This is a genomic window from Olsenella massiliensis (genome assembly GCF_001457795.1).
Taxonomy (GTDB): Bacteria; Actinomycetota; Coriobacteriia; order Coriobacteriales; family Atopobiaceae; genus Olsenella_F; species Olsenella_F massiliensis.
In genome coordinates, this window is sequence record NZ_LN898211.1 from 119,191 (window position 1) to 131,042 (window position 11,852).

The 11,852-nt window shown below is 68.7% G+C and carries 9 protein-coding genes; 7 read left to right on the forward strand and 2 right to left on the reverse strand.

Annotated elements, in window-relative coordinates:
• Entirely contained in the window at positions 1–1,365 is a 1,365-nt protein-coding gene (locus BN3001_RS04605) for a PFL family protein (RefSeq protein ID WP_058270643.1), read from the reverse strand.
• A 137-nt stretch (positions 1,366–1,502) separates the two neighbouring features.
• A complete protein-coding gene (locus BN3001_RS04610) occupies positions 1,503–2,543 on the reverse strand; it encodes an aldose epimerase family protein (RefSeq protein ID WP_058270644.1) in 1,041 nt (346 codons plus the stop codon).
• 297 nt (positions 2,544–2,840) lie between these two features.
• Between BN3001_RS04610 and BN3001_RS04615 the strand changes: the two genes are divergently transcribed.
• The 7 genes from BN3001_RS04615 (at position 2,841) to ilvB (BN3001_RS04645) (ending at position 11,784) form a co-directional block, all read left to right on the forward strand.
• Positions 2,841–4,001, forward strand: coding sequence for a pyridoxal phosphate-dependent aminotransferase (locus tag BN3001_RS04615; RefSeq protein ID WP_058270645.1), 1,161 nt, complete (start codon positions 2,841–2,843; stop codon positions 3,999–4,001).
• A gap of 24 nt (positions 4,002–4,025) precedes the next feature.
• Positions 4,026–4,697 carry a phosphoribosylanthranilate isomerase gene (locus tag BN3001_RS04620; protein WP_058270646.1) on the forward strand — a complete coding sequence of 224 codons (672 nt, stop codon included), beginning with the start codon at positions 4,026–4,028 and terminating at the stop codon, positions 4,695–4,697.
• A gap of 416 nt (positions 4,698–5,113) precedes the next feature.
• Complete coding sequence (locus BN3001_RS04625) at positions 5,114–6,649, forward strand: 2-isopropylmalate synthase (RefSeq protein ID WP_058270647.1); 1,536 nt, start codon at positions 5,114–5,116, stop codon at positions 6,647–6,649.
• A 2-nt stretch (positions 6,650–6,651) separates the two neighbouring features.
• A complete protein-coding gene (gene ilvB / locus BN3001_RS04630; RefSeq protein ID WP_058270648.1) occupies positions 6,652–8,364 on the forward strand; it encodes a biosynthetic-type acetolactate synthase large subunit in 1,713 nt (570 codons plus the stop codon).
• Between the two features lie 5 nt (positions 8,365–8,369).
• A complete protein-coding gene (ilvN, locus tag BN3001_RS04635; RefSeq protein WP_058270649.1) occupies positions 8,370–8,876 on the forward strand; it encodes an acetolactate synthase small subunit in 507 nt (168 codons plus the stop codon).
• Between the two features lie 85 nt (positions 8,877–8,961).
• Positions 8,962–9,981: a ketol-acid reductoisomerase gene (ilvC, locus tag BN3001_RS04640; protein WP_058270650.1), complete on the forward strand. Its 1,020-nt coding sequence runs from the start codon at positions 8,962–8,964 to the stop codon at positions 9,979–9,981.
• A gap of 99 nt (positions 9,982–10,080) precedes the next feature.
• Positions 10,081–11,784, forward strand: coding sequence for a biosynthetic-type acetolactate synthase large subunit (gene ilvB, locus BN3001_RS04645; protein WP_058271236.1), 1,704 nt, complete (start codon positions 10,081–10,083; stop codon positions 11,782–11,784).
• Positions 11,785–11,852: the final 68 nt, after the last annotated feature.

An 11,852-nucleotide genomic window follows, 5' to 3' on the forward strand; every position in this document is an offset into this window, starting at 1 on the left:
TCAGTTCTTGAGCGAGTTGAGGGGGGCGGGGAAGCGCCCGCCGCGCCGGGCGAAGACCGTGCCCGCGTGCCGGTTGACGGGCATGACCGGCGCGCTGCCAAAGAGGCCGCCAAACTCGAGGGTGTCGCCCTCGGCGTGACCGATGGCGGGGATCAGGCGCACGGCCGTGGTCTTGGCATTGATGACGCCGATGGCCATCTCGTCGGCGATGATGCCCGCGATGGCCTCCACCGGCGTGTCGCCCGGGATGGCGATCATGTCAAGGCCCACCGAGCAGACGCAGGTCATGGCCTCGAGCTTCTCCAGCGAGAGGGCCCCGTCCTGGGCGGCGCGAATCATGCCCGCGTCCTCGGACACCGGGATGAACGCGCCCGAGAGGCCGCCCACGCTCGAGCTGGCCATGACGCCGCCCTTCTTGACGCAGTCGTTGAGCAGGGCGAGCGCGCAGGTGGTGCCGGGCCCGCCGCACTCGCCCACGCCGATGGTCTCGAGGATCTTGGCGACGGAGTCCCCCGCCGCAGGCGTGGGGGCCAGCGAGAGGTCCACGATGCCCTTCTCGACGCCCAGCCGTCGCGCCGCCTCGCGGCTCATGAGCTCGCCGGCCCGCGTGATCTTGAAGGCGGTCTTCTTGATCTGCTCGGCCACCTGCATGAGGTCGGCGTCGGCCGAGAGCTCCCCGAGGGCGGCGGCCATGACGCCGGGGCCCGAGACCCCCACGTTGATCACGGCGTCGCGCTCGCCGGGGCCATGGATGGCGCCGGCCATGAAGGGGGAGTCCTCGACCATGTTGGCAAACACGACGAGCTTGGCGGCCCCGTAGCAGTCCGTGTCGGTGGTCAGGCGAGCCGCCTCGATCATCTTCTGGGCCATGAGCAGGACGGCGTCCATGTTGATGCCCGCGCGCAGGCTGGCGACGTTGACGCTGGAGCAGACGCGGGTGGTGCCGGCGAGCGCCTCGGGAATGGAGTCTATGAGGCGCCGGTCGGCGTTGCCCATGCCCTTCTGGACGAGGGCCGAGTAGCCGCCCATGAAGTCGACGCCGAGCGCCTCCGCGGCGCGATCCATGGCATGGGCCAGCGGCGTGGGGTCCGCGTCGGGGCAGGCTGCGGCCAGCAGCGCCATGGGCGTCACGGATACGCGCCTGTTGGCGATGGGGATGCCGTACTCGCGCTCGAGGTCCGCCGCCACGTCCACCAGGCCCTCGGCGGTGCGGGTTATGCGGTCATAGACCTTGGCGCACATGCGCGACATGCTCTCGTCGGCGCAGCCGAACAGCGAGATGCCCATGGTGATGGTGCGCAGGTCAAGGTTGTGCTGCGAGACCATCGCATTGGTCTCCGCCGCCTCGTCGGGGGTGATTGCCATGCTCGTCCTCACGTCGTCCTTCGTTGGGATGACACCCATGCTAGCGCAAGGGGCAGCGGGCGACGACGGCGTTTACCTGCCTGCCAACTGTGACGGCTGCTGCCAACTGTGACGGGACGCCAGCCGCGAGGCGCGCGTCACGCGAGCCCAAAGGCCCAGGCGATGCGCAGCAGGTAGGGGTGGCCCGGCGCGTAGACGGGCTGGGGGAAGTTCCTGTGATGCGGCGCGTCCGGGTAGAACTGGGGCTCCAGGGCGATGCCCCCAAAGGCGCCGTACCGCGCGCCGGCCTTGCCCCGGGCGTCAAGGCCGCCGCCGGTGTAGAGCTGAAGGCCCGGGGCGTCGGTGAAGAGCTCCATGGTGATGCCCGTCTCGTCCCCCACCAGGGTCGCCGCCCGCTCGACGCGCTCGCCGTTGTCAAGGCAGAAGTTGGTGTCGTAGCCCTGGGGAAGGTCAAGGAGACGCGTGGAAAGGACGGTGGGCTCGCGCAGGTCGTAGGCGGTCCCCTCCACGGGCTCGACGCGCCCGGTGGGGATGAGCTCGTCGTCGGTCGGCGTGTAGGCGCACGCGTCCAGGCTCAGACGATGGCCGAGCGCCGAGCCGCCCGCGTGCCCGTTGAGGTTCCAGTAGGCGTGGCTCGTGAGGTTGACGATGGTGGTGCGCGACACCTCCGCGCGCAGGGTGAGCTCCAGGCGGTTGTCAAGACGCAAGGCGTAGGTTGCCGTCACGCGGGCCGAGCCCGGGAATCCCTGGTCACCGTCACGGCTGGTGAGCCCCAGGCACACCGACGAGCTGCCGTCGGACAGGGTCGCGGGCTCCGACACCACGTCCCAGGCGCGTTCGCGCCACACGTGGGGGCCCGAGTGGAGGTTATGCGCGCCGTGCGTCTTGGCAAGGCGGTGCGTGGTCCCCCCGAGCTCAAAGCTCGCCCCGGCGATGCGGTTGGCGTTGCGGCCGATGACGGCGCCGAGCGAGCCGCCGTGGCTCAAATAGCCGTGGGCGTCGTCATAGCCCAGCGTGACGTCGGTGACGCCGCCGTTGCCGTTGGGCACGGACACCTCCTGGAGGATGGCGCCCAGGGTCGTCACCGAGACGCGCATGCCGCCCTCGTTCTCCAGCGTCAGGAGGCGCACCTCTTGACCGTCCCGCGCGCTTCCAAAGCTCCTGGCATGGGCAGACATGAGGTCTCCTCTCCCCGGCGCCGCCGCTGGCCGGCCCGCGGACGGCTCAGTGCGACCTTATGAGATGCTAGCATGCGACCGATGCGTTGGGAGACGACCCATCGTCAGGAGGCGGGCGACCCGCCGCCCTGCGTCTGGCGCCGTCCGGCGAAGGGGAGAAAGCGGGCAGGCCGCCCCAAGGCGCGTCCCCGCTTTTTTGACGCATTCGCGCACCCGGTGCCGTCTCGTAGCACAATGTCAACGGAAGCGTCCGACATGACGGCGGGCTTGGCTGCCCGCCGGGGGAAAGAGGGCACGATGCGGTTTTCCAAAAGGGTCGACCTGTTTGGCGACGAGGTCTTTGCGTACTTCAACCAAAGGCGCCGCGAGCTTGAGGCCGAGGGGCGCACGGTGTTTGACCTCTCGGTGGGCACGCCGGACTTCGACACGCCCGCCCACATCAAGCAGGCGCTGGTGGACGCCTCGAAGGACGACGCCAACTGGAAGTACTCCCTGCACGACAAGGACGAGCTCCTCCAGGCCGTCTGCGCCTACTACGAGAGGCGCTACCAGGTGTCGGGCATCACGCCCGACATGGTCATGAGCTGTCGGGGCACCCAGGAGGGCATGCAGTACGTGTGCGCCGCGCTGGCGGACCCCGGCGACGTCGCCCTCATTCCCGACCCCTGCTATCCGGTGTTTAGGGCGGGCACGCTCCTCGCGGGCGCCACGCCCCACTACTACCCCCTCACCGAGGAGAACGGCTTTCTGCCCGACGTCACGACCATTCCCGACGACGTGGCGGACCGCGCGGCGTACATGATCGTCTCGCTGCCCGCCAATCCCGTGGGGTCGGTGGGCACGCCCGAGCTCTACCGGCAGATCATCGACTTTGCCAAGGCCCACGACATCGTGGTCGTTCACGACAACGCCTACTCCGACGTCGTCTTCGACGGCCCGCGCGGCGGGTCCTTCCTCGACTATCCCGGCGCTCTCGACGTGGGCGTGGAGTTTCTCTCGCTGTCCAAGTCCTTTGACGTCACGGGCGTGCGCCTGTCGTTTCTGGTGGGGTGCCCCGACGTCGTCGCCGCGACGCGCAAGCTTCGCAGCCAGGTGGACTTTGGCATGTTCTTCGTGGAGCAGGACGTCGCCATCGCCTGCCTCACGGGGCCGCTTGACGGCGTGGAGCGCCAGCGCCTTGCCTATCAGGAGCGCCGCGACGCGCTCTGCGACGGCCTCGAGGCCCTGGGCTGGGAGCGGCCCAACTGCCACGGCACGCTCTTCGTGTGGGCCAAGCTCCCGGGCGGGCGCACGGACTCCTCGGCCTTCACGATGGAGCTCATGGAGAAGAGCGGCGTCATCGTGACGCCGGGATCCAGCTTCGGACCTCATGGTGAGGGGTACGTCCGCTTTGCCCTCGTGCTGCCGCCCGACAAGATTCGCGAGGCAGTGAGGGCCATCGGCGCGGCGGGCCTCTAGGGGCCCTCGACGAGGGAGGCGCACATGCTGGGACGCAGGACCACCACCATCATCACGCACGACGTCCTGTACAGCCAGGATCCCTACGCGCGGGTCATGCTCAGCGGCATGAGCCGTCGCGAGGACGTCGCGGCCGTCAACGCAGCCGCCCCCGACCTCTGCGGGTTCACAGTCAACTGGCCAAGCTCGCCGCGCAGCGTCGACCGCGACCAGCTCAAGGAGCTCGTGAGGGCGCTTGACCCCACCATCCCCGCCGTGGGCGTCTTCTATGACCAGCCGCTTGGGTTCGTGGCCGAGCTGTCCGACGAGATGCTCGACGTCATCCAGCTTCAGGGCACGGAGGGCAACCCCTACATCACCTTTCTGCGCGAGCTCGTGGACATACCCATCATCCAGGCCATCTCCCTGCGCAATCGCAAGGACGTGGAGCGGGCCAACGCGAGCATCGCGGACCTCGTCCTGCTCTGTGGGGGGTGGGGCACGGGCGTCGCCTTTGACTGGGCGCTCGCCCGCGAGGTCGCGCGACCGTACGTCCTGGCGGGCGGCATCAGCGCACAGAACGTCGGCCGGGCGGCACAGGAGCTTGCGCCCTGGGGCTTTGACATGAACAGCTCCCTTGAGACCAACCGCGAGAAGGACCCCGCCAAGATGGTCGCCGCCGTGGCGGCGGTCAGGGCGCTGTCGTCGCGGAGATAGTCGGCCCCGAAGGCGGCCGGCCCCGAAGACGCGCCTTCGCATATTGTTACGTTCGTGCAAATCGCCGCGCGCTCACGCCCGCGGGATGCCTCGCACATGGGATAGTGCCCCCAAGCCGACCGTCGGGGCCGGCTTCGAGCGAAACGGACGGCATGATGGGTCATAGCGCCTGGGCACACAAGGAGGTTACGCGCGCCGCTGCGGCCGCGTCCCTTGTCGTGCCGACGGGTGTCGCCCGCGCCCTCGCGTCCATCGCTCCCACCTCTGAGATTATTTCGCCCCTCGCGGGCCTCCTCCTAGCGTAGGCGTGCTGGCCTAAGGGTCCGGCTCCTTGTCGACACCCCGTCATGCGCGCCGTTCTTCATCGCAACGCAGCATCGCCCCCTTGCACGAAGACGCGACCGGAGGAGAGAGACATGACCCGCAAGATAGCCATCTTTGACACCACGCTGCGCGACGGCGAGCAGTCGCCGGGCGCCTCCATGAACACCGAGGAGAAGCTCGTCATAGCCCAGCAGCTCCTGCGCCTGCACGTTGACGTCATCGAGGCGGGCTTTCCCGTCTCGAGCCCCGGCGACTTTCGCTCCGTCCAGGAGATTGGGCGCCTGGCGGGCGACGACGCCGTCGTCGTGGGCCTGACCCGCGCCGTCGAGAGGGACATCGACCGCGCCGCGGAGGCCCTGAGCACCGCGAGGCGCCCGCGCATCCACACGGGTCTGGGCGTCTCGCCCCAGCATTTGGCCGAGAAGCTGCGCATAGGCGAGGACGAGTGCGTCGAGCGGGCCGTCCACTGCGTGCGCTACGCCAAGCGCTACGTGCAAGACGTCGAGTTCTACGCCGAGGACGCCGGCCGTGCCGACCAGGCCTTCCTCGAGCGCGTGATCCAGGCCGTCGTCAGGGCGGGCGCCACGGTCGTCAACATCCCCGACACCACCGGCTACCAGCTGCCCGACGACTTCGGGCGTCGCATCAGGGGCCTCGCCGACAACGTCTGCGGCATCGAGGACGTGACCATATCGGTCCACACCCACAACGACCTGGGCATGGCCACCGCGCTGGCCCTCGCGGGCGTCAAGAACGGCGCCCGACAGGTCGAGTGCACCATCAACGGCCTGGGGGAGCGGGCGGGCAACACCGCCCTCGAGGAGGTCGTCATGGCGCTCAGGATGCATGGCGAGGAGCTTGACGGGCACACCGACGTCGTGACCACCGAGCTCACCCGCGCCTCGCGCCTCGTGAGCCGCATCACGGGCATGCAGGTGCAGGCCAACAAGGCCATCGTCGGCGCCAACGCGTTCGCGCATTCCTCGGGCATCCACCAGGACGGCGTCCTCAAGGCCCGCGACACCTACGAGATCATCGATCCCGCCGACGTCGGCGCGGCGGGTTCCGAGATCGTGCTCTCGGCCCGCTCGGGCCGCGCCGCTTTGCGCCACCGTCTGGGAGAGCTGGGCCACAGCTTTGACGATCAGGACTTTGATGAGGTGTACCAGCGCTTCCTTGAGATTGCCGACCAGAAGAAGGAGGTCTTTGACGAGGATCTCGAGTCCATGGTGCAGGAGCGCGACCGCGAGACCAGGGCCGTCTACGTGCTCGACGCCCTGCAGGTGTCGTGCGGCGACCCCCTCGTGCCCACCGCCACCGCGACCGTCACGGACGAGACGGGCGCGACCCGCGTGACGTGCGCCACGGGAACCGGCCCGGTTGACGCCGCCTACCGGGCCATCGACCAGGTCGTCACGGTCCACGGCGATCTCCAGGAGTTCTCGGTCAAGTCGGTGACGCGCGGCATCGACGCCATCGGCGAGGTCACCGTGCGCGTGCAGGCCGACGACGGCACGCCGTTCACGGGACGCGGCGCCGACAACGACATCGTCGTCTCGTCCGCCAAGGCGTACGTCAACGCCATCAACCGCATGATCTTGACCGCACGCTCAAGGCAGGAGGCGTAGGGATGGCCGGGGGCGCAGAAAAAACGAGAGAGCTCACGGGGGCGCAGGTCCTGGTAAGGACCCTCATCGACCAAGGGGTGGACACCGTCTTCGGCTACCCGGGCGGCACGGTGCTCGAGATCTTTGACGTGCTCATGGACCACGCCGACCAGCTGCGTCTGGTGGAGCCCACGCATGAGCAGCACGGCTGCCATGCCGCGGACGGCTACGCCCGCGCCACGGGGCGCTGCGGCGTCGTCATCGCCACCTCTGGTCCCGGTGCCACGAACCTGGTCACGGGCATCGCGACGGCCTTCTTGGACTCCATCCCGCTCGTCGCCGTGACGGGCAACGTGAGCAACGCCATGATCGGCACCGACGCCTTCCAGGAGCTGGACATCACGGGCGTCACCCTGCCCATAACGAAGCACAACTACTTCGTCCGCGACGCCTCCCGCCTCCAGGAGGTGCTACGCGAGGCCTTTGAGCTCGCCCTCTCGGGTCGTCGTGGGCCCGTCCTCGTGGACGTCCCCGCCGACGTCCAGCGCGCTCTCGTGCCCTTTGAGGAGCTGCCGCCCGTCGGGGCGCGGCCGCCCCTCGAGCCGTCGGATGAGGCCCTGCGCGCGGCCGCTGACGCCATCAACGCCTCCGAGCGGCCCTTCGTCTACTTCGGGGGCGGGGCCGTCGCCTCCGAGGCGGGCGAGCAGGTCGTGAGCCTGGCACGGCGCATCGGCGCCCCCATCGGCTGCTCGCTCATGGGCGTCTCGGGCATACCCACGCGGACGGAGGGCTTCCTGGGCATGGAGGGCATGCACGGCCACGCCGCGAGCACGCAGGCGATGAGCGCGTGCGACTGCCTCATCGCGCTGGGCGTGCGCTTCAACGACCGCTCCACGGGCGACCGCGCGACCTATGCCCCCAGCGGCAGGGTCGTCCACGTGGACGTGGACTCCTCGGAGTTCTCCAAGACCCTCGAGGACCGCGTGGAGGTCCAGGGGGACGTCCGTCTCGTCCTCGAGCGCCTCCTGCCGCTCGTCACAAACGCCACCCATGAGGCCTGGGACGAGCAGGTGAGCGAGCTCGTCGCGCGGGAGCGCGCGGGCGAGGACCGTCGGGAGGGTCTCACGCCGCAGAACGTCATGGCTGCCATCAACCGGCGCCGCCCCGCACAGGTTCCCGTGGTGACGGACGTGGGCCAGCACCAGATGTGGGCGGCGCAGGGACTCGCCTTCTCCCGCCCGCGCACCTTCATCAGCTCCGGGGGACTGGGCACCATGGGCTTTGGCCTGGGGGCCGCCATCGGTGCGGCGCTCGGGACGCGGGGCCCGGCCATCCTGGTCACGGGCGACGGCTCCTTTGCCATGAACCTGGCGGAGCTCATCACGGCGGCCGACAACGACCTGCCCGTGGTCGTCGTCCTGCTCAACAACGGCGTCCTCGGCATGGTCAGGCAGATGCAGTCCCTCTTCAAGCGCTCCCGTCACGCCGCCACGACGATCGCGCACAAGGCGGATTTCATCGCCATGGCCCGCGCGGCGGGCGCCGCAGCGACGCGCGTGGCGTCGGTGGGGGAGTTCGAGGAGGCGCTCGCGCGCGCCCTCGCCCAGGACGGTCCCACGCTCATCGAATGCCCCATCGACCCGGACGAGTTCGTGACGCCCGTGCTCAGGATCGGGGCCTCCATGGACGAGCTCATCGTCACCATGGATGACGTCCAGGCACGGATGGGAAGGTGAGGGTCATGAGGAGCTACAGCATAGCCATCATGGTGCGCAACGAGTACGGCGTGCTCAACCGCGTCACGAGCATGTTCCGTCGTCGCCAGTTCAACATCACCGGCCTCACGGTGTCCGAGACCGAGACCGAGGAGCTCTCGCGCATCACCGTGCAGTTCGTGGGCGAAAAGCGCGCCAAGAACCAGCTCGTCGCCCAGCTGGCCAAGCTGCCCGACGTCATCTCGTTCAAGGAGTTCGACCCCGACGACTCCATCAGCTGCGAGCTGCTGCTCATCAAGGTGAGCAACCGCGACGAGACACGCTCGCAGATGCTCGACGCGGCCAATGCCTTCCACGCCAAGGTCGTTGACTACACCCGCGACGCCATCGTCTTTCGCATCGCGGGACAGACCCGTCGCATCGACAACTTCATCGACCTCATGCGCGACTTCACGATCCTGGAGGTGTGCCGCACGGGCGTGGTCTCGCTCGAGCGAGGAGGCACCGTCATGCGCAACGTGTCGAACATCTAGGCACACGGCCGGCACCCCCGCCGCCGGGCATCAGGGCGGCGTCACGATAGCGTCAGAGAGCACCCACAAGGAAAGGAAGCAGGCAATGGCATTCAGGATGTTTCACGAGCAGGACTGCGACGTCTCGAGGCTCGACGGCAAGCACGTCGCCGTCATCGGCTACGGCTCCCAGGGGCACGCGCACGCCCTGAACCTCAAGGACTCGGGCGTCGAGGTCAAGGTGGGCCTGCGCGAGGGGTCCGCGTCTGCGGCCAAGGCCGAGGCGCAGGGCCTCGAGGTCGTCTCCAACGCCGAGGCGACAAGGTGGGCCGACATCATCATGATCCTCATCAACGACGAGTATCAGGCCACCATGTACCGGCGCGACATCGAGCCCAACCTGACTCCCGGGAAGACCATCGCCTTTGCCCACGGCTTCAACGTCCACTACGGCTGCATCGAGGTCCGTGACGACTGCAACGTCATCATGGTGGCCCCCAAGGCGCCCGGCCACACCGTGCGCTCGGAGTACCTGGCCGGCAAGGGCACGCCCTGCCTCGTCTGCGCTCACCAGGACGCCACGGGAGACGCCTTCGACCTCGCCCTCGCCTATGGCGCCGCCATCGGCGGGGCGCGTGCCGCCCTGCTCGAGACCGACTTCAGGACCGAGACCGAGACCGACCTCTTCGGCGAGCAGAACGTGCTCTGCGGCGGCGTGACCGACCTCATGGAGTCCGGCTTCAACATGCTCGTGGAGGCGGGATACGACCCGCGCAACGCCTACTTCGAGTGCATCCACGAGATGAAGCTCATCGTCGACCTCATCTACGAGAGCGGCTTCGCGGGCATGCGCAGCTCCATCTCGAACACCGCCGAGTACGGCGACTACACCGCAGGCCCCCGCGTCATCACGGACGCGGCGCGCGCGGGCATGCGCGACAACCTCAGGCGCATCCAGAACGGCGAGTTCGCCAAGGAGTTCCTGCTCGACATGTCCGACGAGAGCCGCCAGGTGCACTTCAAGGCGATGCGCCGCATCCAGGCCGAGACGCTCATGGAGCGGACGGGCAAAAAGATTCGCCAGATGTACGCCTGGAACGACAAGGACAAGCTCCTCAACAACTAGGGGCACGACAGGGGTCGTCCGGCCCGGGTGGCCGCCTTTCGGCTGACGCCCGGGCCCGTGGCCGCCAAGGCGCGCGAGACCGACAGGAAGAGGGGACAGATGGAGCTCACAGGAGCGCAGATTCTCGTCGAGTGCCTGAGGGAGCAGGGCGTCGACGTCGTCTTCGGGTATCCCGGAGGCACGATCCTGGACGTCTACGACGCCCTGTACCAGACGCCCGACATCAGGCACTACCTCGTGAGCCACGAGCAGGGCGCGGCGCACGCGGCCGACGGCTACGCGCGCTCCACCGGCAGGGTGGGCGTGTGTCTCGCGACGTCGGGGCCCGGCTGCACCAACCTCACCACCGGCATCGCCACCGCCTACATGGACTCCTCCCCCCTCGTGGCCATCACCTGCAACGTCTCGAGCAAGCTGTTGGGCAAGGACTCGTTCCAGGAGGTTGACATCACCGGCATCACCCGTCCCATAACCAAGTGGAACCAGGTCGTCAAGGACGTCAGCCGCCTTGCGAACGTCGTGCGCCAGGCCTTCCTCATCGCGCGCAGCGGACGACAGGGCCCCGTCCTCATCGACGTCACCAAGGACGTGACGAGCGCCCGGGCCCCCTATGAGCCCCTGCCGCTCGCCCGGCATCGCGTGACGGAGCTTCCCAACCCGCTCTCCCGACGCCTGCTCGGGGGCATCGAGGCGCCGGAGCCCTCGCTTGCCGACGTCGAGGGGCTAATCGAGCTCATCCGCGGCGCCGAGCGGCCTCTGATCGTCTGCGGCGGAGGCGTGGTGCGCTCCCGCGCCCAGGACGAGCTTCTCGCCTTCGCCCGCCGCGTGGACGCGCCGGTAGCCATCACGGTCATGGGAGGGGGCGGCTTCGCGGGGGACGACCCCCTCTCCACCGGCATGATCGGCATGCACGGGTCGCAGGCCTCCAACCGGGCGGTGGACGACTGCGACCTGCTCGTGGCCGTGGGGTGCCGCTTCTCGGACCGCGTGGCCCTTAAGCCCGCCACCTTCGCGAGCCGGGCGCGCATAGCCCAGATAGACATCGACGCCACCGAGGTGGGCAAGAACGTCCGCTGCGACCATCACGTGCTCGGCGACGCCCGCCGCGTGCTCAAGCTCGTCAACGACCGTCTTGACCAGCAGGACCATGCGGCGTGGAAGGAGCACGTCTTCTCGTTTGCGACCGAGACCCTCTACGAGGAGGGCGGAGACCACCTGACCCCCAAGCAGATCAACGAGACCATCGCGCGCCTGCTTCCCGAGGACACGATCGTGGCCACGGACGTGGGCCAGCACCAGATGTGGGCCATCCAGCACTTTCACTTTCGCCATCCCGGCCAGCTGCTGACCTCGGGCGGCTTTGGCGCCATGGGCTTTGGGCTGGGGGCCGCCATCGGGGCGCAGGTGGGCAACCCCGCCCGGCGCGTCCTGCACGTGACGGGGGACGGCTCCTTCCGCATGAACTGCAACGAGCTCTCCACGGTGGAGCACTACGGGCTTCCCGTCATCACGGTGGTCTATGACAACGCCGTGCTGGGCATGGTCCACCAATGGCAGACGCTCATCTACGACCGTCGTTACGCCGAGACCACGCTCGACCGCGGTCCCGACTGGGTCAGGCTCGCCGAGGCCTACGGCCTCTCGGGCCGTCGGGTGAGCAACGTGGCCGAGCTCGAGGACGCCCTGGGCGAGGCCCTGTCCTGCGGTCACGGCTACGTCATCGACGCCGTCCTCGACCCCGACGAGATGGTCCGTCCCATGGTTCCCGCCGGGCAGCATATAACCAGCTTCCTGGCCGTGTGAGAGACACCGTCGCCGCGTCCGTCGCGCGGGCATGCCCGCGCCGGCGCGCAACAGAGAGAGGGGAGCGT